The 26,121-nt window shown below is 32.2% G+C and carries 15 protein-coding genes; 2 read left to right on the top strand and 13 right to left on the bottom strand.

All coding sequences use genetic code 11. The annotated features are described in order from the left end of the window. Positions 1-4: 4 nt before the first annotated feature. The 9 genes from AC1DY0_RS11445 to AC1DY0_RS11405 all read right to left on the bottom strand — a co-directional run bounded on the left by AC1DY0_RS11445 (position 5) and on the right by AC1DY0_RS11405 (position 14,479). Complete coding sequence (locus tag AC1DY0_RS11445) at positions 5-2,506, bottom strand: glutaminase domain-containing protein (RefSeq protein ID WP_477188729.1); 2,502 nt, start codon at positions 2,504-2,506, stop codon at positions 5-7. A 46-nt stretch (positions 2,507-2,552) separates the two neighbouring features. Then, positions 2,553-3,509 (bottom strand): metallophosphoesterase, encoded by a 957-nt coding sequence (locus AC1DY0_RS11440; RefSeq protein WP_477188728.1) that lies wholly within the window; start codon positions 3,507-3,509, stop codon positions 2,553-2,555. Between the two features lie 10 nt (positions 3,510-3,519). Beyond that, positions 3,520-4,728 (bottom strand): hypothetical protein, encoded by a 1,209-nt coding sequence (locus AC1DY0_RS11435; protein WP_477188727.1) that lies wholly within the window; start codon positions 4,726-4,728, stop codon positions 3,520-3,522. Positions 4,729-4,886: 158 nt separating this feature from the next. Next, entirely contained in the window at positions 4,887-6,386 is a 1,500-nt protein-coding gene (locus tag AC1DY0_RS11430) for a RagB/SusD family nutrient uptake outer membrane protein (RefSeq protein WP_477188726.1), read from the bottom strand. An 11-nt stretch (positions 6,387-6,397) separates the two neighbouring features. Then, positions 6,398-9,463 (bottom strand): SusC/RagA family TonB-linked outer membrane protein, encoded by a 3,066-nt coding sequence (locus tag AC1DY0_RS11425; RefSeq protein ID WP_477188725.1) that lies wholly within the window; start codon positions 9,461-9,463, stop codon positions 6,398-6,400. Between the two features lie 149 nt (positions 9,464-9,612). Beyond that, positions 9,613-11,253: an MGH1-like glycoside hydrolase domain-containing protein gene (locus AC1DY0_RS11420; protein ID WP_477188724.1), complete on the bottom strand. Its 1,641-nt coding sequence runs from the start codon at positions 11,251-11,253 to the stop codon at positions 9,613-9,615. Between the two features lie 506 nt (positions 11,254-11,759). Further along, positions 11,760-12,797 (bottom strand): LacI family DNA-binding transcriptional regulator, encoded by a 1,038-nt coding sequence (locus AC1DY0_RS11415; protein WP_477188723.1) that lies wholly within the window; start codon positions 12,795-12,797, stop codon positions 11,760-11,762. Positions 12,798-12,981: 184 nt separating this feature from the next. Then, a complete protein-coding gene (locus tag AC1DY0_RS11410) occupies positions 12,982-13,497 on the bottom strand; it encodes a cupin domain-containing protein (RefSeq protein WP_477188722.1) in 516 nt (171 codons plus the stop codon). A 37-nt stretch (positions 13,498-13,534) separates the two neighbouring features. Next, a complete protein-coding gene (locus AC1DY0_RS11405) occupies positions 13,535-14,479 on the bottom strand; it encodes an ROK family protein (protein WP_477188721.1) in 945 nt (314 codons plus the stop codon). 1,115 nt (positions 14,480-15,594) lie between these two features. Here AC1DY0_RS11405 and AC1DY0_RS11400 point away from each other — a divergent pair. Next, a complete protein-coding gene (locus AC1DY0_RS11400; RefSeq protein WP_477188720.1) occupies positions 15,595-17,964 on the top strand; it encodes a GAF domain-containing protein in 2,370 nt (789 codons plus the stop codon). Between the two features lie 2 nt (positions 17,965-17,966). Here the strand turns inward: AC1DY0_RS11400 and AC1DY0_RS11395 are convergent, their stop codons facing one another. Then, the gene (locus AC1DY0_RS11395) at positions 17,967-19,133 is read right to left on the bottom strand and encodes a Pycsar system effector family protein (RefSeq protein WP_477188719.1); all 1,167 of its coding nucleotides are present in this window, start codon (positions 19,131-19,133) and stop codon (positions 17,967-17,969) included. Positions 19,134-19,518: 385 nt separating this feature from the next. Between AC1DY0_RS11395 and AC1DY0_RS11390 the strand changes: the two genes are divergently transcribed. Next, positions 19,519-23,187 carry a metallophosphoesterase gene (locus AC1DY0_RS11390; protein WP_477188718.1) on the top strand — a complete coding sequence of 1,223 codons (3,669 nt, stop codon included), beginning with the start codon at positions 19,519-19,521 and terminating at the stop codon, positions 23,185-23,187. Here AC1DY0_RS11390 and AC1DY0_RS11385 read toward each other — a convergent pair. The 3 genes from AC1DY0_RS11385 to AC1DY0_RS11375 all read right to left on the bottom strand — a co-directional run bounded on the left by AC1DY0_RS11385 (position 23,170) and on the right by AC1DY0_RS11375 (position 26,121). Continuing rightward, positions 23,170-24,048: a hypothetical protein gene (locus AC1DY0_RS11385; RefSeq protein WP_477188717.1), complete on the bottom strand. Its 879-nt coding sequence runs from the start codon at positions 24,046-24,048 to the stop codon at positions 23,170-23,172. The two genes, AC1DY0_RS11390 and AC1DY0_RS11385, sit on opposite strands and share 18 nt — an antisense overlap. 192 nt (positions 24,049-24,240) lie before the next feature. Beyond that, positions 24,241-25,386 carry an acyltransferase family protein gene (locus AC1DY0_RS11380; protein ID WP_477188716.1) on the bottom strand — a complete coding sequence of 382 codons (1,146 nt, stop codon included), beginning with the start codon at positions 25,384-25,386 and terminating at the stop codon, positions 24,241-24,243. 84 nt (positions 25,387-25,470) lie between these two features. After that, positions 25,471-26,121 carry a DUF1349 domain-containing protein gene (locus AC1DY0_RS11375; RefSeq protein WP_477188715.1) on the bottom strand — a complete coding sequence of 217 codons (651 nt, stop codon included), beginning with the start codon at positions 26,119-26,121 and terminating at the stop codon, positions 25,471-25,473.

Raw genomic sequence — 26,121 nt, 5'->3', positions numbered from 1 at the left:
CTAATTATTTTTTTTCTTTAAGTTTATCTTCTAACATTTTTATATAGTAACCTCCGACAACCGAACGAGCCTGAAATCCAACATTTTTAGTTGTATCGGTGTTATACCAATCCGACATTGGAATACGGTCTGTGGTTTCGCTCATAAATTTATGAATAGGTTTTATGAAACTCTCAAAAGTATCTCTGTCAGAAGATAGTGTTGCTGTCCACATTATCCAGTCCGATTTAGTATAATTGGCACGGCTGTCCAATGGCAATCCATATATATTTTGTTTGGTGGAGTAATATTTTAGTTCCTTATCAAAAATGGCTTTGTCAAAAATGTCAAATTGCAATAATTTATCCCAAACCAAATTGTATTTCTGACTCCATGTTCCAGACTTGTCAAATGTCAGTTTGTAATGATCACCTTCATTTGCCATTTTCTCCCAAATTATCGCCATTTCTTTCGCTTTTTGGGTGTATTTTTCACCGATTTCCTTTTTACCCAACATTGTGGCAAGGTGTCCGTAAGAAGCAATTCCCATAATGGCTTTCACTGATAAATTAGTGTTATGGGCTAAATGTCCAGCAAAATCATCCGTACAAAGTTGATTTTCTGGATCCAATCCTTTTTCAACTAAATAGTTTGTCCAGGTTGTCAAAACGTCCCAATGTTTTTCAGCATATTTAGCATTCCCTTCAACCACAGCGATTGCACCTGCCAATACGATCATATTTCCAGCTTCCTCAATAGGCATATCTTCACCGTAAGTTTGACCATTTCCTTGCGGATAGGTACCTATATCATGAGAAGGAAAAGTTTTTTTCCATCTTCCGCTTTCACTATATTCAAAAATATGATTCATCAAACCTTTTGCTAATTCAGGGTTATAAATCAAAAACAAAGGTGCTGATGGATACGTAATATCCACAGTTCCTATTGAACCATTACTGAAGTTTTCTTTAGACAAGAACAACAACTCCCCTTTTGGAGATTTTACCAATTTGTGTGCCGAAATTGCCTGACGATAAGCTAAGACGCATAATTCGGCATATTCTTTTCCACCCGATTTTAAGGCATCTGCCATTAATTTATTGTCAAACTTGGTACATTCTGATGTAAGATTGGCATATTCAACATTAGCTTCTTCAAAAGCGGTTTCTATCGTTTTATCCCCTTTTTCATTCCAGTATGGTCTTAGGTTCTGTCCAAAATACTGTATAGAATAAAGGTCGTCGTATCCCAACATTATCTTGCCTGATTTTGTCCCGGAAACTTTTCCCAATGATTCAGACAAAGCAATATTTCCATTCTTCACTTCTTTTGCGACAGCGGTTACATTTCCATTTTTTACAAAAGTTTTTCTTAATTCAAAAGGATTGCCTACTGCGCTTTTTACTTTATTTTTTTCGCCTGAAAGATAAAAATAGCCCCAATCGATGCGGACATCATCTCCTTTTTTTGCCAAAACATCTTGCGAAATACTACCCGTTTTTACATAGGAAAGATTTCCTTTCTCAAAACCTTTGCTTTCACTTGCTTGAGAGGCTTCATCTAAAGCCCAACTTGGAGCTGCTTCGAAGTAAATAGAAACATCATGATCTTTTGAATCATTCGATTTTACCGAATAACCAATGTAATTTACAGGGCGAGAAACTAAATACAAATTATCCATTAATAAAGGCGCCATAAATGTTAGTTCTAAATTTACCTGACCACAAGTAAATGTGTAACGTGTTTGTGTAGCCTGCACGTCAACAGAATTTTGAACAGCCGTAGTTTCCAAATGTCTTTCTACTGGCATTTCGATACAAATTCCGAAATCAAGCAAACCTCCGCCAATTCTATTTTTACAATGAGCCGCTATTATATTCTTGCCTTTCTTCATTGTTTTTACAACATTTTGCGGAATTTGAATCACAGTATTTTTACCAACATCATTACCTGTGTTCACAATTTCTATACCATTAATGTAAATTTCGGTATCGTCATCGTGAGAAAATTTTAAATATACTTTCTTATTAGTATAATCGTTTTTCAATGTGATTTCTCTACGCACCCAGATGTCTTCTGTTTCCCAAAGTGTCTTTATATCATTTTCTCCTTTTGTTCCGAAACCACCTTTGCCCTGTTTCCAATTTTTAGAATCAAAAGAAGGTGATTGCCAGTTGGATTTAGGAGCATCAAATGTGTAATTTGCGTTCCATTCTTCTGAAGATGCCATTCCAACAATCATTTTCATAGGAACATCTTCTGTACCCATAAATCGATAAGTCACTCCGTCAACACGCAAAGCACCCACAAATGGAAAATCTTTTCCTGTCCAATGCTTTACCGGTTTATCATATAAATTATTAGCCATCGACCATGCGCTGGTATATGGATCTATGTTTATTAATGGGTATGCAGGAGCCCTCAATTCATTTTTTGCATAAATTCCTTCAGTATTATTTTGAGCAAAACTCTTGAAAGATATCGCCACAAAAAATAGGATAGCGAAAAGGTTAATAGATTTTTTCATTTTTGTAGATGTTTATTACTGCATTTTTTCTTTGTAGTAGATTGTATTATTTCTTCAATGTACTGTTTAATTTTGGAGCAATTATTTCATAATTTCCCTTGTCATCTATCCATCTGCAGGTGGCAATACCCACATCATTTCCTTTAATTTTTAATACTGCAAAAGAGCCATTGCCATCTTCATCTGGCCAAGCATTATTTATCTGATAAATATTGTGTCCTTTATACGTTTGAACGGAAGCTTCATGAGTGTGTCCCACAAAAAAACCTGCTAAGTTATATTGGTCAAGAAGATCAAAAAGCTGGCTGCGAACTTTTTCTGGCCACCATTTCGCAGCCCAATCGTCAAAGCCATAATGCTGAACAACAACTACTGGATTACCTTTTGATGCGTATTTTTTCAGATCCTCTTTTAGCCATTTCATATTACTTTCACAGTAAGTAGTATCTCCAGCATAAGTATGCATTTGAACAAAATGAACATCACCAATATTCCAAGAATAGGCACGGCTGGAAGGATGAATATTCAAAATTTCCTTTTTTGAAAGTTTTGCCTGCAATGTCGAATCTAGAAATTTTAATGAATATGCACGTCCTGATAAGTTATCTACATCGCCTTTTTGACCAGGATGAACGTCATGATTTCCAAAGCCTGGGTAAACATTGTAATGAATCTGTTTTTCTCCGGTGCCAATTTCATATCTTCTTTTGTATGCTTTTATGCTCTCGGGACACGGATTATCAAAAGTGTCTCCTGAAATAACAACACCATCAACTTTTGTCAAGGTTTCACCAACAAAAGATTTTGGAGCGTCTTTTGCCCAAACATAAGTATGTGGCAATTTATTCATTGTCAGTATATGATAAAATTGATCTGTTTCAGGAGCAGAATCAAAATGCAAATCCGAGGCCATAATAAGTGTGATATCTCTTTGTTGAGAATAGGATACCTTCCCAGCAAATAAAAACAAAATAATAAAATGGAATAATACTGTTTTTTTCATTTTTAAAATATTAATATGGACTCTTGTTTTCTTTTATCTGAATACTTGTTAATAGACATTCTACACCCGAAACTGTCGTCATGCAATTGGTCGTCTTTTTATTATGTGGCTTTCCCCAAGAATAACTAATGCTATAATTGTTTTTCTCCTTGTTTGAGTTCTTTTTGATTTGATCCCAAACAACAAGAGAACAATTATTAATATATTCTTTCATTTTATTTTTATTAGCAGAAGGAATGTCAGAAAATAAATAATACGGTACAAAATGCATAAAAATACCATTGAAGGCGATAGAATCTTTACTTAAATCGACAGCATTAGGATTGTATAAAACACCATATTTGTCTGTCATCTTAGTAATTATATAATTAACTATCGCATCTGCTGTAGTGCCTACAGTAAGTTGTCTTTCTTGATCTTTGTTCCAAGCAAGACCCAAAGCTGCTAATGTTGTTCCATAATTATAAACAAAATCTCCTGAATTTTGTTTTTTTGACGAAAGCACATAGGAGTCATACACTTTTCCTGTTTTTGCATCAATTAAATATTCTGTTTGAATCGACATCCATCTCGAAGCAAAATCTTTAGTTGATTTGTCATTAATAGTGTTTTCAGGAATTAAATATGCTAATACAATTGCTTGTCCCATTGTACAACTGTGATAAGCGTGGTTTTGTTTGTTCCAAAATATACCTCCAAAACCTGTTTTTGAATTGTCTAAAAAACCAAAATAGGGATCTGCTGCCGTACCTAAAGGAGTTGTCAGTGTTTTATCAAAAATGTTTTTATAGGAGTATTCTTCATTGTAAACCTTACCATTTTCATAATGAGTATAGGATTTAGGATTTGCTTGAATATTGTGTTTGTTTAATTCTAATATTGCATTAGCACCCCAGCATTGATCATCGCTAAAATCAAAGGCAACATAAACTGCTTCTTCTGCCCATTTAAGATATTTTTCATCTCCAAGTACTTCATAAGCATGGACAAACATCATTGCAACACAAGCTTTTTGCCAATCTAATGTTTGTTTACTAGGCAAAGAAGTATAATCCTCTTTGTAAGTTTTGTGAATGTAATCGACCACTTTTGCAACGTCTTTTTTTGAATAACTAATATCCTTTTTTTTACTCTGCTGAGCCGACAACTGCTGTTGGCCAATAAAAAAAACATAGAAAATCAAAAATAAACTGATTGGCTTTAAAGCATTTTTTTTCATCAAAGAATAGTTAAAAACATCTATTACGAATATGATTTTTATATAAAATATCGATAACTATTAGAGGTACTTTTTGTTTTCGATATTTTCAATAAGCTAAAAGACTGTAATTTAAAAAATAGGCTGTTTAAAATTTAAAACAGCCTATTTTTTTAAAATTAAAATGTAGAATATCCAGGACTTGGATTATTGATCAAAACACCATTAGAGTTGTCTATCTCTACTTGAGGTATAGGGAAAGCTTCATCTTTTCCTGGTGTAAAAGTTCTAGGACCTCTTGGATCATTTGCTAAGGTAGCTGCTGCATATACTGATTGAGCCATTCCCCAACGAACAAGGTCAAAATGACGATCATCTTCATAAGCCAATTCGCAACGACGCTCTCTTACCAAGTTAGCAAATGTAGGTGCTGCAATGGGAGCAAGGCCTGCACGTACTCTAACTTTATTGAAAGAAGTAGCCGCAGCTGCTACTGGTGTAGAAGCATTAGTAGGCCCTGCTCCAGCCAATTGCATTATTGCTTCAGCATGCAAAAGCAAAATATCTGAATATCTCAATAATGGCACGTCTTTTCCTGACTCCCAAGGGAAAGATGATGACTTTTCATAAGGCGCATAATATTTTGTACACATAAAACCTGTACCCATATCAGCAATGCTCTCTTCTGTAATTGTAAAGTCCTCTCCCAAACGCAATATTTGTTCGCCTACTCCTCTAACAGTAACATTTCTACGTAAATCACCAGCTTCAAAAGCATCAGCTAAACTTTTTGTAGGACTCATATAATACCATCCAGTACCTCCAGAAAAGCTTCCTGACAAAAGAATTACTGAAGTAATTGTTCCTTGGTGATCAACTGGTTTACTAGTTAAATTGAATAAGACCTCACTGTTTTTTTCTCCTTCCAAAGAGAACAGATCTTTAAATCCATTTCCGTTAGCAAGATCTAAATTGTATTGTCCAGAATTAATAACCTTTTCGGCCATAGCTTTGCACTCTTCAAATTTACCCCAGTGTGCATAAACTTTTGCCAATAGACCGTAAGCTGCTCCTAAATTAGGTTTTCCAAAATCATCATCAGAACGTTTCCAAAGATTTTCCTTTTCGAAATATTCGATGGATTTTAAAAGATATGCTTCTATTCTTTTATAGGTTTCTAATTTAGTTTGACGCGCTGGATTAATTTCCTCTGGATTTGTCACGTCAAAAAATGGTAAACCTCCATATCTTTTTGCCATAAAGAAATAATCAAAACCTGCCAAAAAGTTTGCTTCTCCCATAATTTTATTACGAGAACTCTCACTCATGTCAATATCTGGCGTATATTTAATAACGTCATTAGCTCTTCTTATAGAACGATACATTTTCTGCCAGTTGTCTGCATTAGTCCAAGAAGTATTAGTAGGAGTAGCAAAATTCATTACTGCTTTCGTTTCATCTTCACCGGTGGCTCTTACGATCATATCATCACTTGCTGCACTAAAAAATAACCAGCCTTCTCCAAAACCTTCTTCTTCATAGTAAGGATCATATACCGCGTTCAATGCTAATTGAATGTCCGCTTCAGTTTTGAAAGAACCTGCAATTCCATAAGGCTCTCTTTCTAAATCACACGAGGCAACAATAAAAAGTAATACTAAAAATTTATATATTTTCATCATTTAAAATTTTATAAGTTAATATTTAATCCCATTAAAAATGTTTTTGGCTGTGGAAATTGAGCGTAATCAACTCCCGAATTTCCTCCAACTTCAGGATCGAAACCATTATATTTCGAGAACGTTAAATAATTTTGAAGATTTACATATAATCTCACTTTTTCCAATTTTACTTTTCTCAACAACTCTTTATTAAAAGAGTAACCCAAAGTAATATTTTTAAGTCTTAGATAATCTCCTTCTTCAACATACAGATCTGAAAATTGTTTATTTCCATTCTCATCTAATGTCGAAACTCTAGGACCATTTCCGTTCGGATTATTTACTGGGTGATAACGATCTAAAATTTCAGAAAATTGATTGTATTTTGGATTTACGTTCATTCCTTGGTACTTAACAGCATTGAAAACATCAAATCCTGCAACTCCTTGGAAGAATAATGATAAATCAAAACCTTTATAGTCCAAATCAGCACCAAAACCATAAGAAACATCTGGAAAACCATCTCCAATATTAGTTCTATCGTCTCCTCCAATTTTACCATCTTTGTTATAATCTACGAATCTTACGTCACCAACTTGAGCATTTGATTGCAATTTTTCTCCTGCACTGTTTGTATAGTTGTCTACCTCCGCTTGGCTCTTGAAAATTCCGTCTGTTTTGTATCCATAATAGTGAGAAATTGGACTTCCTACTACAGTGCGCGTAATTGCTTGTCCATTATAGGTATTAGAAAAAATCGCACTAGTAGATCCATCTCCTAAGGAAGTTACATTATTTTTTACCTGACTTAAGTTTCCATAGGCTTTAATTCCAAGACCATTAATTTTGGTGTTGTAACTAAGAGATACTTCATACCCTTTGTTTTGAACATCCGCAGCATTTCTCCACGGATTTTCTGTAACTCCAGAAACTGAAGTAATAGGCACTTGAAGTAAAATATCTGATGATTCTTTTACGAAATAATCAAAAACTAAATCGAAATGTTTAAGAAAAGTTAAATCCAATCCTAAATCAGATTGTGTTGTTACCTCCCATTTCAAATCTGGATTTGGAATAGAAGATTCATATCTTCCATAAGATGGATTTTCAGTTACCCCAAAAACAGGTTTATATCGTGTGTCTGACAATAACGCTTTAGTTGGATAATTACTAAAAATATTTTGGTTCCCTAATGAACCATAACTTGCTCTCAATTTAAGACTCTGAACTTGCTCCTTTATTCCATCAAAGAAAGACTCATCAGAGATACGCCATCCTGCAGATACTGAAGGGAAATACCCCCAACGATTGTCTTCTGAAAATTTAGATGAACCATCAGCTCTGTAACTTACTGAAAATAGGTATTTTCCTGAAAAGTCATAATTTACTCTAGCAAAATAAGATTGTAATGCCCATTCTGTTCTACCTCCACGAAGATATCTCGTCTCAGTAGATGCACTAATATATCTTTGAGATGGATCTTCGGATATAAATCCTCCTACGCTTGTTTCTCCATTCAATTCATTATAAACTTCATATGAAGTTCCTCCTAAAGCCATGATATGATGATTCCCAAATGATTTGTCATATTTCAAAGTAGTTGTATTCATCATACGAGTGCTCTCAACATACCCTTCATACAATTCATTTTTATCCGATGCTCTTCCTTCTTCAGGAACTCTAGTGAAAAATTCCTTATCATCATTTCTGCTCCAATCGTATCCAAAATCAGTTTTTAATGTGAAATCATTCAAAAACTTATATTCACCATACATATCTCCAAATATTCTTTTTCTTCTTACTTTATGATCAGCTCTTTCAACAATAGAAAAAGGATTTTTTAAATCGGTGCCTAAATCGCCACTACCACTATATCCACCTGTTTCTGGATCATAAACCGGCACAGAAGGGTCATAACGTAATGCAGATGCAATTGCTCCATTGTCACCTGAATCTTGAATTTTTGTTTGCTCAGAACTAGTAAGCATCAGGTTTTCACCAAACTTTACGTTTTTAAATAAATCTATCTCTGTATTCAATCTAAAGGTAGTTTTATCATACCCAGTATTTTTCAAGATTCCTTCTTGATCTAAATTACCGAACGCTACATTATATCTTGCAGTATTGGAAGCTCCAGAAATACCTAAATCATAGTTTGTTTGAACTGCAGAATCAGTAAATATCTCATCCATCCAGTTTGTTCTGCTAACTTTAGCGTAATCCGAAGAATAATAATCTGGAACAGTTAATCCATCATTAGTAAAAGCTTCAGTATGGATCATATTTCTTTGCTCAGCATTCAATACCTTAATTTTATTAGTAGGAGATGCTAATCCTACATATGTATTAAACGAGATACTGGTTTTTTCTTTGTTCGATCCTTTTTTTGTTTGAATAATAACCACACCGTTTGCTGCTCTGGAACCGTAAATTGCCGCAGAAGCTGCATCTTTAAGAATGTCCATTCTTTCAATATCATTAGGATTAAGGTCGTTCATATTATCAGCAGGCATTCCATCAATAATATATAACGGTTCACTGTTTCCAAACGTACCAATTCCACGAATACGCACCGCTGCTGGAGCACCAGGAGTTCCACTACTTTGCAAAACCGTTACACCTGAAGCGCGTCCTTGAATAGCACTAACAATTCCAGAAGTAGATAAATCTTTTATATCATCCATTTTAATGGAAGAAACCGCACCAGTCAAGTCTTTCTTCTTTTGAGTCGAATAACCTACAACTACTATTTCATCTAATACTTGAGACTCATCTTGTAATACTATTTCTAAGTTTGTTGAATAACCAACTTTACTTAGAATAGTTTTATATCCAACTGATGTGAATTCAAGTTGTGAATTTTCATCTTGCACTGCAATCGTGAAATTACCATCAAGATCAGTCATTGTAGTATTAGCTGTACCCTTAAGAAGAACATTTACACTAGGTAAAGGGATATTTTTTGAGTCCTTAACCACCCCTGAAATCTTACGATCTTGTGCAAAGGCAACAGTTGAGAAAAGAAATATAAACATACTTAATACCGTATAAGTTTTGGCATTAAAGAAGAAATCAATTTTTATTTTTTTAAACATTTTTAATATAGTTTCGGGTTAATATTATTTTTTTACTCTTTTAATATCTATTTTTTTTCATAGGCTTTTTTAAATGATTTAGTTTCTATTATTTATATAAAAATCTCACAAATAAATTCGATAAAATATTTTTACTTTTATTTTAAGATTTAGGGTATTTTATTTTTTCCTGGTTTAATTAATACTGTTTCTTTTCCTCCTTCCCAACTTAAATTTAATGTTAATTCCATAGTTGATTCTATTACTATTGAAGGACGTTGCTTAGTGGATGATCTGTCTGCACATTTGAATGACAACATATCATGAGAACCTATAGGATATCGATCTATACCATGTTCCTCTATAAGATTAACATGCCAATCAATTGTTTTTTTAACATAATTAGAGTTTATTCCAAAAATGCATTCAAATAATATAGAAACAGGAACTAAACCGGTCCAACCAATAAAATCTGGTCGTGCCAATAGCCCAGGGTCTGTTGTTTCTGGAGCATAATATTCCCAGAAAGTATTAGTTTTCTTAAAAACTTCTTTTACTTGCTCATGATGTTTCATAGCAAGGTCAAAAGACTGTTTGTAATATCCATTGTTCAAAAGACCTTTAATTACCATATAGTTTGTTGGAGCCCAAACTCCTCCTTGCCAATATCTGCCGTCAGCTTGATATTTTTCATGATTGGCCGGGATAGACGGTATAGGATGTTTTCTGTAGAATGTTTCTTTGTCAGATAGGTGATTTACAAATGAATTTAATTCTTCTTTAGTAAGTATATCTGACCATAATCCCCAATATGCCCCAACACTTTTTAAAGTTCCTAAACTACCATCGGCATATCTATCATAGAAAAAGTTTGATTTAGGATCCCACAATTTTTCTTTAATTATTTTTTTGAGAGAAGTTGTCTCGTCCTCAATATCTTCAATTTCTTGCCATCTTTCAGTATAAAATCCAAAATCAACAAGTAACTTACCTATGAATAGTTGTTGCAAACAAGTGTCAAGCCATGTCATATGTCCGTGTGAAAATATGGGATTGTATTCTTTTGGAACACGAGGCATGTTATCCATTCCTGTTCCCCAACCACTAGACCAATATGATTTATCTTGCCAAGTCCTATTTAGCTTAAGCCATTGATAATAGGCACATAATACCGGGAAAATTTTATGCAATCTTTCTAAATCACCAAATTGCTTAAAATATTCCATCTCGCTCCATGGAATTAAGTTTGGACCTGTGCTTGTTGGGTCATATCTATGAAAACAATCTTCTCCGTTTGTTCCCCAAATTTCGCGACATATAAAACCATCAGGATGCTGTTTTCCATAAAAATTATCCAGAGTATTTTGAAACGGGTAAGCACGAGATCCATATCGAGCAAAAAGAGTGATAAAATTAGAATCCCACATAAAAATATTTCCATTGTATGCGGTATCGATATAGGAAGTTATGAAACCGGATTCTTCGGAAGGATTCTTAATGTTTTTAAAAGCTATTTCCCAAGTTTTCCAATACATATTAATTGCATCCTCATTCCCTTTCCAATGAGGAATAGGTAAAATTTCTTTTGCTTTTTCAAAACCTGGTGATTCTGTAATTTTTGGTTTGGCATTTCGAAATTCGTTTTCAGTAACAAAAATATTTTTTATGTATGTATTCTTATAAGGCAATTTTACAGGAGGTATAGTAACTGTTTTTTCCAAAGGTTCTTCAGCAAATACATTTACAATAGGCATTGTTGTTGCTCCGGCCAACAATGCTGTATTCTTTAAAAAATTACGTCTTGAACTCATTTGATGTTTTGTTTTAATTATGTAATATGAACTTTAGACTGCCTTTAAATATATTTACTAAATCGATTTAGTTTTTTTTCAAAAAAAAGCCTCGCTCTTTACCTCCACTTTCAGGATAATCTAAATCATTATTAAAAAGTTTGCAAAATGATTATTGTAATCCTAATCGTTAAAAGTCAAACTATTAATAATTCAAAGCAAACATACTAAAACGTTTTAGTAAAAAAAAATTTTTTTTCCTAAATACAATTTTTATGTTAATTTTTCAATTCACATGTTAATTTGGGAATTATTTTTAAATATTCTTCAATAAATATTTACGAAAACGTTATAATTCAACAACAAAAAAGAAGAAAACAAAAATAGTAAGAATAAAAATTTGTAAGAAAAAGAAATAAGATCATAAACCAAAAATGCATATACAAAAAATCTGAGAATCAATTGAAAATATTGACACTCAGATCTGTTTGAAGAAAAAGTATTTTAAATTAATTATAAAATATTTTTTAGATATAAAGCTGTTTTCGCAACGAAGATTCACGAATAATCAACTCTGTTTTCAGCATAATTTTATGAGGTATTTCAGTCACATCTTTTTTCTTCAAAAGAGTCAACATTATTTCCATCAACGTAGTACTAATTTCAACTAAAGGCTGAGAAACAGAAGTAATGGTAGGATCGTAAATTTTGAACATATCATTATCATCAAAGGCAATAATTCCCAAATCATAAATTAATCTAGGATTATTCTCTTTAAAAACTTCCAGCCCACTTTGTGCAAGATAATTAGTCGCAAAAAAAACAGCGTCTAAATCTGCATGTTGGTCTAAGAAATTCTTAACATATTGTTTACCCTTGCCTTTATAGATTTCATTGTAAGGAATTTGAAGTGTATTCGATTTTAAACCATTTTCACTAACAGCTTTTTCGTAACCTGACAGACGCCCCTGCATCTGCGTTTGATCTGAAGCTGTTGTAATAAAACCAATATTCTTAAACTTATTATCTATCAAATGTAATGTTGCATCAAAAGAAGCCTGCTCATTATCAATAACTACACTATTACAATCTAATCCTTCAAAAAACCTGTCCAGTAAAATCACTGGTATATTATCATTTATTAAATTTTCAACAGTGTCTTTTATACCTGGAGACGGTACTATAATAAAGCCATCAACCTGGCGGAAATTAAATAAATTGATTAATTCATTAGATTTTTCATCATCATTCTCATTGCTACAAAAAATAACTTTATATCCTTTATCGTAGGCAATATCTTCAAAAATTCTAGCTAATTTAGAAAAGAAATTATTTGAAATATCTTCAACCATAAAAACCAAAATTTTTGATTTCCCAGTTCGAAGACTCTGTGCAATTTGATTAGGCCTGTAATTTATTAATTTTGCATAATCTAAAACCTTTTTTGTTAGCTCTTTCGAAATATGTTTTTCTTTTGCTTTACCATTTAAAACAAAAGATACTGTAGTTACAGATGTCTTTAGTTCGTCTGCAATATCTCTAATAGAAACAGGTTTTTTCTTCATTTGAAAATTATTTTTTATTTTAAAACCACAAATTTTGCTCAAATATAATACAGTGCCAATCAAATTTTAGTATGATTTTTACATTCAACAGTTAAAAATCAAATTATAACGATATTTTTTTTTACACTTTAATGTTTTAACAAAAAAACATTGGCTCATCGCTTCCTTCTAAAATTTAATCTTTTTAACGTCCGAAATCATCTTGAAGGCGAACGATATCATCTTCATCCGAAGGATTGTCCTGATCTGTATGTTGCCAAATTTCTGCAATTACTCCCCAAGACTCTAGGCCAATTAAACGATGGCGCTCTCCTTTATCCATCTTAATAAAATCACCATTATTAAGCGTTTTCAATTCTCCTTCTACATCCGTATTACTAATTTTAACTCCTACAGGGCCTTCCACAACTTTCCAAATTTCTGATCTTCTAAAATGATATTGCCATGAAAGTCTACTATCAGGACTTACAACCAATATCTTAGGACTTAATTTATTTGTTATCTGTATATCATCAAGTTTCAAATGTGAAAAAAAAGTAGCAACAAAATCACTTGTTTGGTTTTCATCAATTACAAAAAAACCTCCCCAAGGTCTAGTTTGATCTTCATTTATAATATTAAAATTATGTTTTTCAATTTCCTTTCTAATTTTTTCAAACACAATTGCTTTATTTTCTCCGCTTAAAATTTCTATATTCATCATTATCCTTTTAATAATATTTTTATAATCCCTTCATTTAAAAATAAGGAAGCTCTGCTTTAATTCGATCCCAAAATACTTCATTGTATAAATAACTTGAACCTAGAATACTCATTTGCTCAGTATTTTCTATAATAGAAATTGATAAATCGATATTTTTACTTTTAAGATTTTGCTGTATTTTGGATAAAAACAATCTATTAGACTTGGCAATATTACCTCCTAAAATAAGCAAATTGGCATCGAAATCTAATATAAATGGCACCAAAAACTCAGTTAAATTATTTGCAAAATCATCAAATATTTTTGCTGTAGAATAATTTTCAATACTGGCTATTTCTTTCACTCCATCAGTAAGAATCTCACCTGTACTATTTTCATATTGACTCAAAAACCATCTAGTTGAAAAGTAATTATCTGCAATACTGTCTTTAAAAGGTTTGTCCCATAAACATCCATTATGAGGAACATTACTTCCTTGTGTTATTGGCAATTTGTTGTCCAAAAAAGCCGCGCCAAAACCAGTTCCTAAAGTAATTGCAATAACTCTTTTGTCACCAAGTTCAGACTCTTGTTTAAGCGATCCCCCTACTCCAAAACAACTAGCATCATTCAAGAATCTAAAACTTACATTTTTTACACTTAAATATTTTAAAAGTTCTTCTGAAACCGAAACTTTATATAATGATTCATATTTATCATTTCCCTCAAACATTGCAATTCCAGTTTCATATTGAAATGGACCGGGCATAGAGAAAGCGATTCCAATACTATCATTTTCAAAAAGCCCAAAAGCTTTTTGAATTGCTTGAATTGTTTGATTAATTATTTCTGCCCATTTTTCAATAATCACATCTTTAGAAGCCTTACTATCTACTACTCCACTAAAATACGTTCCTGGAATTATTATAAAACTATCACTATCTACAGCTGCACTACTTATATGACTACCTCCGATATCTACACCTATTGTTATTGACATTTCCTTATTTATTTTAATTATTTTTTATTTATAAATTAATTATTTCCAATGCTATCATTCAAATTACTTATTAAAAAATTAGGCAGTTTTTTATAGATTTAAAATAATATCCAAACCTAAAAAGAAAGCCTTTTAACATCTGATACTAAATTGTCAAAAGCCAATATTATTCTCCTAAATTTATTGTCAGATTACTGACTGTCTTATAAAATTTTCAAAACATGTTCAGAAGTACTTAAAAAAGTCACAACTATTTATCATGTCAAATTATTAACTAACTACTTTTTAATAGTTACTTCTCAAATAGGCTCCAAAATCAAATATCCGATCTTATTTGGATGCATTCTATCTTACCACATCCCCCTTAATTATATATTTTTTTTGCATTGAAAAGTAGTCAATTTGTTCAACCAATCCTCTGTTATTGAAATTCCCCCAAAAACCATAAGGCATTTATCTTTATAACTTAAACTCAAACTTTAGAGTTTACCTCTTTGTATAAATTTAAGCTAGGCCAATCTTGACTGTAGGAAAAATTAATTTAAAAAATAGTACAAAAAAGAGATAGAAGGATATCTTGATTTTCATTATTACAATTATAAATTGATAAAATAGTGCCTGTCTTGATTTTTAATTAACGTTAAAATCTTAAGATAATTAAAACGCTTTTCTTTTATAATCTAAAGTCATTATCTCTAAATTTTAACGAATTAATTAAACAATAATCAACAATCAATTCTAAAAAAAACATTCAAAACAAATAATATCATGGCAAATATACTAAAACGTTTTAGTAAAAAAAATATTTTTTATTTTTTTTTCAATAATGCAAATCATAAAACCATAAGCCTTAAAAGATTCCATCATTTCACTTCTTAATAGCAGTAGATAGATACAATTTTATCTACTTATATTAAATCATATTTTAGCTTAAAATAATACTTCTTCTCATAATAATAATAGTTGCTAAAAAAAAGAAAATCGTTAATTTGATTCAATTTAAAATTGATAACTCATTTAATAAAAACTAAAATGCTTATTTAATTTGATTAAAAAAGAAAAAATCAAATCACTTTTTTATTCGTAATTTTACTTTTTTACAGATTAACATTATTATGAGCAATAATCCGTTTACAGAAAGTCCATTCAAAACCCTAATTTCTTTTCATAAATTGATCAAAAATTTGGAAGACATTGCTGCGACCAACGTAGATTACCGCTCTAATTATGCCAAAGCATTACTGAAAGAAATAGCTCCTTTCCCAGAATTCAGAGATGGATTTCAAGATTTGAACTTCATCGAACAACATGAAAAACTAATCCATAATTTACTTGCAGACCTATTCCCTACCGCATTAACGCACAACGAGATTAAAGCGATTAGCATTCCATTTCAGAATATCACTTTTAATTATTCAGAAAGATTCAAAAGCATTCTTCAAAATGCAGGAATGACATTTGATATGGAAATACGTGATTTTGAAGAGGATCAATTTTACATCTTTAATTGTATCTTAATTTTAAACGCTTATTATGGTCAGCATTTTGACTTCAATAGACCTTTATTTTATGATATTCCAAGCGCAAATGGCATCATGAACCATTACCGTATTTTATATAATGCTGATTTTATAGAAATCATTCCAACCCAAAATGCACCTGAACTTTCTCAAGATGATATCGATCTTTTAATGAATAACTACGATGATATTAATCTTTGGAAGGAAAAATTTCCTACTGAAAGTTGGATTCTAAAAGGTTTCGGGATAATAAGTCTTATAGATGTTACTCGAGAAAATGCCATATCAAATTTAAAGAGCAATCTTTTAAAACCAGAATCATCACAAACAAAATTAGGTCTGAGTTTTGAGTCAATTTTTAGATCTATTTTTAAAATTCCCGATTTAAAAATTGGTTTCACCATATACAATGAGGAAGAAGAAAAATTCATGAACCCACCTCATGAGGAGAAAGAAATGAAAAGTTTCATCTTAAATGACTTAGAAGAAACTGATTGCAAAAATGCAATATACGGTTGTTCACTTGATGCTATTTTACAAGAAAAGAAATCAATAATAATCTCCGATATCAAGGAATTTTCTAAAATACCAGGAAATGAAAAACTCGGGCAATATTTATCGAACCAAAACATTCAGAGTTGCATTTTTGCACCTGTAATAAAAAATGATAACATCCTTGGAATTATAGAATTAGTTTCGGCAAAGCCAAAGGAACTCAACAGCATCAATGCAACAAATTTAGATTTGGTTATATCATATCTCGTCGATACATTGGAACGCTATAAAACCGATATGCAACACCAGATTGACGCCATTATTCAAAGAGAATATACCGCCATTCATTCAAGCGTTTATTGGAAATTTAGACGAGAAGCAATAAAATATTACCAAACGAACAATCCTAATAAAGACTATATTTTTAAAGAAATCATATTCAAGGAAGTCTATCCTCTATATGGCCAAATTGATATTAAAGGCTCATCCGAACATAGAAATGAAACGGTAAAAGAGGATCTAAAAAACCAATTAACTACACTTATAGAGCTCCTTGAAAAGCAAAAATCAAATGAAAGCCTTGTTTTATTGGAACAACGAATATTCGAATTGCAATCTTTTTATAAAGAGCTTGAATCGTCGTTAAAAGCAGATACTGAGCAACAAATTCAGAATTACATCGAGACTGAAATTCATCCTATCCTGAGAAACACTAAAATGGATATTGATAGCGAAAAGGCAACGAAAAAATATTTTGAAAGCTTGGACGAGAAAACAGGAATGTTTTATCAATCCCGAAAGAAATTTGATAATACAATGTCCATTATCAATAAAAAACTGGCCGCTGTCTTGGATAAAAAACAACTTGAAGCCCAACTAATCTATCCACATTATTACGAACGATTTAAAACCGATGGTGTAGAACACAATCTCTATATTGGTGCATCAATTGCCCCCACAAAACCATTTAATAGCCTTTATTTGCAAAATTTAAGATTGTGGCAACTGCAAACTTTGTGTGAAATGGAAATAGAACACCATCAACTCAAAGCTTCTTTACCATATGAATTGGATGTTACTTCCTTGATTTTGGTATTCAGCTCTCCTATTTCTATACGATTTAGAATGGATGAAAAACGATTTGATGTAGATGGGACATACAACGCCCGCTATGAAGTGGTCAAAAAACGCATCGATAAAGCCAATATAAAAGGAACAAAAGAGCGTATCACCCAAAAAGAAAAAATCACTATTGTCTATTCTCACAATACTGAAGAAAACGAATATTTAAAATACATCAAATACCTGCAATTCAAAAAATTACTAGAACCTAGCATAGAGCAATTTGAAGTTGAAGAACTTCAGGGCGTGTCGGGATTAAGAGCCTTTAGAGTAAAAGTAATCAACAATAATTTGGAAAGTTATGTTCAAAACAACACCTATCAAGATTTGTTAAACGAACAAAATTAGCATCAAATTGTTTTAAAAGCGATTACAAAAGCGATAACAGACATTACAATTCCTATCATAAAAATGTTATAGGCAATACGTAACAATCTATATTTTTTCTCCAAAACGACTCCTAAATAATACAAATCTTTAATCATTGAATTGTACAAATATTCCCTGTCTTTCATCATCTCGTTCATAGCCCATTTATAATCCTCTAGAGGCATTTTGTAAAAATTACCAAAGAAAAGAAGATTCACTTTTTTGTCTTCTATATCTTTTTTTGTAAAAACCCCTTTGGTTACTTTTGGTCGTGTTGAAAGGATTGCAAAAATAATTGTTATTACACTAGACATCAACATAATAAAAGTAGGAACTACCAAATGCACATTTTTTGGGCTGTCCAATTTTGGAATCAATGTAGAAAGTGCTATCGAAATAATAATGGCATTTACAGAAAGTAAAATATTGGCTTTGCTATCGGCAATACCGCTCAAACGGGTATGATTTCCTAAAGTAACTCTAAATAAGGTATCAATACCACGTTCAGGTTTTTCTTCTTTCTCCTTTTTTTTATTTGCTTTGGGTAATTCTTCGTTCATTTTTTTTATTTTTTTTCGAAGTCGTTTTATGTTTTTTTCTTTTAAAGGCTGCCAATATTCAATCGCATACGGAGTGTAAAACTGATGAACTTTTGATAAAAAAAATTCATTTTCCTTGGCCCATTCTATTTCTGTGAACAATTTTCCCTCAACATTTTCCCATTCTTTCCTCAAACCTTCACAACTATCTACATAATCATCATTCAAAATATGATAATAGTCTGCATCCTTTATAATTTTTTCCAAAAGAGTTTTCGGTACGTACTCCTTGGCTGTTACTTTGATTAAATTGCAAACTTTAGTAATATAGTCCTCCGATTTTCCTTTTTCCTTCAAAAAATGAGTCGCAATTTCAACACCGGAACTCTCATGATCCTTACAACCTTTTGTATATCCAGTATCATGAAACCAAGCTGCTATCAATAAAAACTCTTTATCTTGAAGTGAGATTTTTTCTTCATCACATAATCTGTTCACGGCGTTAACAACACCTGTGGTATGATTCAAATTATGATATGTATATAAACCGGAGAGTTTACTTTCCACTAAATCGGATACAAAATCCTGAACTTGATTTACAAGAGTCATAAAAAAGTTTTTATACGTCTAAATTATGAAATTGTTTTTTGAAATTCATTTTATACCGGAGAATAAACAAAACTTTGTGTAATTTTTGGTTTTTCGCCTTTTAGGGTTTTTATTTAAAAGTAACATCGATTAATCAATTACCTTTAAATACATTTTCTTAATTTCGTTTAAAAATTATTAAAAAACTCGACATTTCGCTAAATTAAAAATAAATAAATGTGCAATCAACCTATTATTAAGCCTTATTAAAAAGGTATGATTCTTGAAATAATATAAGTAAGAACATACTTGTTTTTGGTTACTGGATAATCAAAATAATATTAAATACAAAATCATGGGATTGTTTTCAAAAAATTGTTCAATAAATTTTAGCTTCATTTTTTTAATGCTGCTTCTTCAATCTTGTGCTACGCACCACGCCCAATATGGTAAAAACATAGAAAACCATGTTATCCAAAATGAAACAGATTCTTCAAAAATTGCACATACATTTTTCCTAGTTGGTGATGTTGGAAGTCCTAATAAAGATGAAGCTCAGGAAACACTTTCATTCCTTCAAAAAAGGTTAGAAAATTCAAATAAAAAAAGTACACTATTGTTTCTTGGTGATAATATTTATCCCAATGGATTTCCAAGTAATAAATCTCCAGAAGAACAGGTTTCAGCCGAAACTAAACTCACAAAACAATTAGAATTATCTAAAAATTTTAAAGGAAAAACCATTTTCATCCCAGGAAACCATGATTGGAACAACGGAACTGTCGGTTTAGAGCGCCAAGCCAAATTTATAACCAATTATCTCAATGATAAGAAAGCTTTTTTGCCTCAAAAAAATTGTGGCCTAGAAGAATTAAAAATTGACAAAAACATAACTTTAATTACTATTGACAGTCAATGGTTTCTTGAAGATTGGGACAAATACCCAACTATAAATGATGATTGTAGTATCAAAACACGTGAAGATTTTTTTGATGAACTGGCAAGCATCTTAAATAAAAACCAAGACAAAACAGTAATCCTTGCGCTTCATCATCCGCTGATGAGTAATGGAACCAGTGGCGGACAATATGCTGCAGAAAAAGAACTTTTCCCCTTAGAACAAAAAATTCCATTGCCTGTAATTGGCTCTCTATTCAATTTGACCCGAAAAACATCGGGTATCTATCCACAGGATATTCAAAATAAGGTGTATCTTAATTTCACAAAACGGGTAAAAACACTTTTGCAAAATCAAAGAAATATCATTGTAGTATCGGGTCACGACCATAATTTGCAATACCTGAGCAAAAACAATATAAGACAAATCATTAGTGGTGCCGGTTCAAAATCAGAAGCGGCAAAAGCAGTCAGTCCAAATGATTTTTCATACGGAAGAAATGGCTATGCAACATTGACATTATATAAAAACGGAGAAACCAAAGTATCCTTTTATGGCAATGAAAACCAACGGGAAAAACTACTTTTGGAGCAAACCATTATAAAAGTTCGAGATACCGTTGCACCAAAAAAATTACCAACAAAATTTACCGCAACTACTACAACTTCGATTTATTCTAATGAGATGACTCGAAAAAGTATTTTTCATAAATTCCTTTTTGGGTTACATTATCGAAAATATTATAGTTTGCCCATTGAAGCAAAAACAGCCACTTTAGACACTCTTTTTGGCGGGGTCAAACCTACAAGAGAAGGCGGAGGACACCAATCAAAATCATTACGACTGGTTGATCCCAATGGCAAAGAATATGTGATGCGCGCCCTCAAAAAAAGCACCTCCCGTTTCCTGCAATCAGTGGTCTTTAAAGATCAGTTTGTTTTAAATCAATTTGATGATACCTATGCCGAAGGTTTTTTATTTGATTTTTACACCACCTCCCACCCTTACACCCCATTGGCGGTTGGAAATCTAGCTGACAAAATTGGTGTTGCACATACCAATCCTCTTTTATATTACATCCCAAAAGAACCAATTCTAAAGGGGTTTAATTATAATTTTGGAGACGAACTCTACCTAGTGGAAGAACAGCTAACTGGCAATCAAAAAGATGCAAAAAGTTTAGGAAAACCATTAGACATTATCAGTACCGATGATGTCATGAAGAACATGCATAAAGATGAAAAATATACCATCGATGAACCCGCATATATAAAAGCCCGATTATTTGATATGCTTATTGGCGATTGGGACAGACACAGTGATCAATGGCGCTGGGGCGAATACAAAGAAGGCGCAAAAATAGTGTACAAACCCATCCCCAGAGATCGAGATCAAGCTTTTACCAAATATGACGGAGCGCTTATGTGGTTTTTAATGAATATGCCTGCATTGCGACATCAGCAAACCTTTAAGGAAGACATTAGAAATGTAAAATGGTTAAACCGCGAACCCTATCCGCAAGATATTGCTTTTCTAAAAACAGCCGATGAAAAGGAATGGATAACACAGGCCAAATATATTCAAGAACATCTATCGGACGCTGACATTGACGGTGCTTTTACCAATTTACCAAAAGAAGTACAAGACGAAACGATTGAAGACATCAAACGTAAATTAAAAATAAGAAAAACAAAACTACAACAGTACGCTAAGGAATACTACAGGGTATTGCAAAAAACGGTTTTGATTGTTGGAACAGACAAGAAAGACAAATTTATAATTACCCATACCTCAAAAAACAACACAGAAATTGCTGTTTACAGGCTCAAAAAAGAAGGTGATGAATTGCTTTACACCAAAAATTTCACCGTCGCTAAAACCAAAAATATTTGGATTTATGGTCTTGACGACGATGATGTATTCGAAGTAAAAGGAGATCTTAAATCAGGTATAAAAATTCGGTTGATAGGCGGACAAAATAAAGATAGCTACACAGTTGAAAACGGAAAAAAAATAAAGATCTATGATTTTAAATCCAAACCGAATAGTTACACTTTGGACTCCAAAACCAAAACATTTTTGACGGATGATTACGAACCTAATTTTTATAACTACGAAAAAGTGAAATACAATGCTTTCACAGGATTCCCTTTTGGAGGTTACAATCCGGATGATGGCGTAAAATTAGGCTTCGTTACAAGCTACACAATAAACAAATTCAATCAATATCCATACACTCAAAAACACCTATTGAAAGCCAATTATTTATTTGCCACAAGCGGTTATGAATTAACTTATAATGGATATTTTCCAAGAACTTTAGGCAAATGGGACTTCGAACTGGAATCAAAATTTACGAGTCCAAACTTTACTATTAATTATTTTGGCTACGGAAATGAAACCGTAAATAATGATGATTTTTATGGAATGGATTACAATCGTGTTCGATTGCGTACTTTAAGAGCCGCGCCTTCAATTAAAAAAGTGGGGCAATATGGAAGTGAAATTAGTCTTGCCACGACTTTCGAAAAATTAAGAGTTGAAGAAACCACTGGTCGCTATATCAACATTCCTGGAGCTGTAAATCCAAATGTTTTTGACAATCAACAATATATGGGAGCCGCAATCAAATATAGTTTTGAGAATTACGATGTTCCATCGCTTCCTACTATGGGTTTTGGATTTTCGGTGGCGGGTAGTTGGAAAATGAATGTTGATCATACACAAATTAATTTTCCAACATTGGACGCAAAAGTTAATTTCAACCATAAAATTGATTCGAAAGGCCAATTTGTATTAGCAACCATTCTAAAATCAAAAGTATTGTTCAATAATAATTTTGAATTTTACCAAGGAGCCACTTTAGGCGGAGATTATGATTTGAGAGGTTTTAGAAACGAGCGATTCTTGGGGAAATCTTCTTTTTACCAAAGTACAGATCTACGCTGGAATATCGGAAAAATCAAAAAAAGCATTGTACCAATGTCTTATGGAATTTTAGGTGGTTTTGATTACGGAAGAGTTTGGCTAGATGGCGAAAACTCTCGTAAATGGCATCAGTCCATTGGTGGCGGAATATGGATAAATGGCCTAAATGTCATTACTGGCCGAATTACCTATTTCAAAGGTACCGACGATCGAGCCAGAGTCACTTTTGGTTTAGGGTATGGATTTTAGTTTTGAAAGACTTGCTTCATAAACGTTTCCTCCAATTTTATTGGTCTTTTCATCGGCAATAATCAAGGTTTCATTGTTCTTAAAACAAACCGCTTCTTTTTGGGAAAAATGACCTAATTTCAATTGAGATTGTTTTCCTTTTAGGAAATTATCTCCTTTAAAATTCTCCAACAATACGATTTTGTCATGGGTTAAAAGAACGACTTTTGAAGCATCAGGGCTAATGGTAGCACTGGTAATTGCACAGTGATTATAGTTCTCGCAGGTTTTTAATTTACCTATTAAAACAGCTTGGTGAAAACCAGCTTTATTTGGAATTTTATATACTAAAACTGTACCGTCAAAACCTTTGCTTCGGTTTTTGGTAAAGAGATAAAAATTGTCTTTGAACTCAAAAAAACCTTCCACATCAAAGAACAAAGCCGTTTTCTTGGGCGGAAACATTTTTTGTTCAGGGTAAGAAAACGAAATTTTATAAGCTGGAATGGTATTTTCCTTATTTAATGATTTTTTATCTATTTTATAAATACACAAATCTTTTCGAACATTATCGTTGTTACCAAAATCACCTATATACAGATTTCCTGCTTTATCTTTTGTAATGTCTTCCCAATCTACATTAGAGGTATTTTCTATGGTTATGGTTTTCTCAATTGTACCATTTTTGACATTCAACCCATAGATTTTATTAGCATTACCACTATCTTCCAAAGTCCAGAATAAATTATTTTTTTCGGTATAAATAATCCCCGAAACTTCTTTTAGCTTTTTTGGCAAATTATATAGTGTTGCAAGAGTTTCAGAAGCATTCTGACAGGCAATTAAAATGAAAGCAATTACAATAGAGATAAAATTTTTCATAAACTTCATATGTGGGTACAAAAATAGGCTATATTTTTAGATCGAACTAAACTTCTTTCTTCAAAAAAAAAGATGCTTTCCTATTGATAAAATACTTTTTATACCATCTATAAAAATACAAAAGGGATAAAACTTATAAAGTTCCATCCCTTTTTGAATAACTATAACTAACAAAATAGAAATTCATTATTGTTATGCTGCAACTACAGTTTTCCGATTTTGAAATTTATTCTGAAGCCAATTACGTACTGGTTCATCATATAATTTCAAACACAGATAAGCAATTAAAATACTAGCAATTAAAACTCCTATCCCTAATGCATAACCATCTTCAAGCGAAACTTTATTATCTACAACCCATGCGGTATACCAGTAAATAAGCGGATAATGTGTGATATAAATTGGATATGAAATATCGCCTAAAAGTTTGCAGATTTTAAGAGAAAACGGATTTTTAATTTCTCCTCCTGCTCCAATTGAAACAATTAGAGGAAAAACAAGAATAATACATAAAGACTCATATAATCCATTCATCCATAAACTGTTTTCGTCTCCAATTCTTGGAACCGAAAGAACGATTGCAATCAATAAACTACAAACCCAGAAAGCACCTTTTATATGGATTAATTTTCTTAAACGTGAAAGCAAAATACCAGCAAAAAATGGGTACAATAAACGGGTAAAACCAACATTCATTTGTTCAAAATTCAATGACCAGCCACCAATAACATCTCCTTTTGGACCAAAAACAGTGTAATTAATAAGCAATCCTGCAAATATCAAAACAAAAACAGAAAGCACTTTATTAGAGAATTTTCGAAAGATTAAAGCGTATAAAATATTCGCTATATATTCAAAAAATAACGACCAAGCAGGGCCGTCAAGCGGATGCATTTCACCCCATCCTCTAATCTCCATTGATGGTGGAATCGGAAGCAAGGTGAAACCAATAATCATGGTTAAAATTACCTTCCAAACTTCCATCCCGGCAATCATCGGAAACAAAATATCCGAAGCCTGAAAATAATAGAATATGGCACCAATAATCATTCCCATAATAACCATGGGTTGCAAACGAATTAAACGTCGTTTGTAAAAGTTCCATTGTGTCATTTTCCCCCAACGGTCATCATAGGCATAAGCCACAACAAATCCTGATAAAAGGAAAAAGAAATCAACTGCCAAATAGCCATGATTTATAATTTGTTTAAAACGATTCCCGCCGCTAAAAGTTTCAAAAATGTGAAAAGTAACAACTAAAATTGCCGCTACTCCCCGTAAACCGTCTAATATTTCATAATGTTTTTTTGATTGAATATCTGTAGAAATGGAACTCATAAAATGGTTATTGGTTAAAAGTGAATTTTATGTTTTGGTAACTCTAAAAATTAAAAATACTATTTAAAACATAAATATTATTCTTTATTCCTGATGATTTTTAAGCCATTCTATTCTGCGCTGATCAGGTAAATGTTTTACAGAGAAGTTTTCGAATTTAGCTTCAAAACCTTTTCCGTCTGGTGATGCTGCCATCAAGCCTATCATAACAGGCCTGTTATCTTGTAATGGTGCATTTCTGGTCATTATATATGTTTTATCATCATAGGAGAAGAAAACTTCAATAGCATCCAATCTTCTTACGACTTTGATCCATACAAAAGGCGGAGCTTTATCTAAAGTGGTTACGCTCCAATCACTTTTGTCATGCGTTACTACAGTGCTGATATTGTATTTTCCGTCAACAAATTCAACTCCAGTTTTGATATAATTTTTCTCATCAATCCGAATCATTAATCCCATTTGATCAAAACGGGCAATATAATTACCTGTTAATTTTACTTTAGCTTCAAATTCTCCACCGTAATTAGCATAATAAAATGGAGCGTCATCGACGGTAAATCCGTAATGTGAAATACGCCAATAATCGCTATTTGCAGTGACATTCATAATCAATGCATTATTTTTAATTTCCCATTTTTCAGGTTCATTGAACCATTGCATTTTGCTTAAGCTTTGAGCGGAAAGAGTTTGTAACGACAAACAAACAACTGCAAATAATACTGTTTTTTTCAT

The sequence above is a fragment of the Flavobacterium sp. P1_E4 genome, assembly GCF_056405915.1.
The sequence above is the reverse complement of the archived record's forward strand: the minus strand, read 5'-3'. Positions and strand labels throughout refer to the sequence as shown.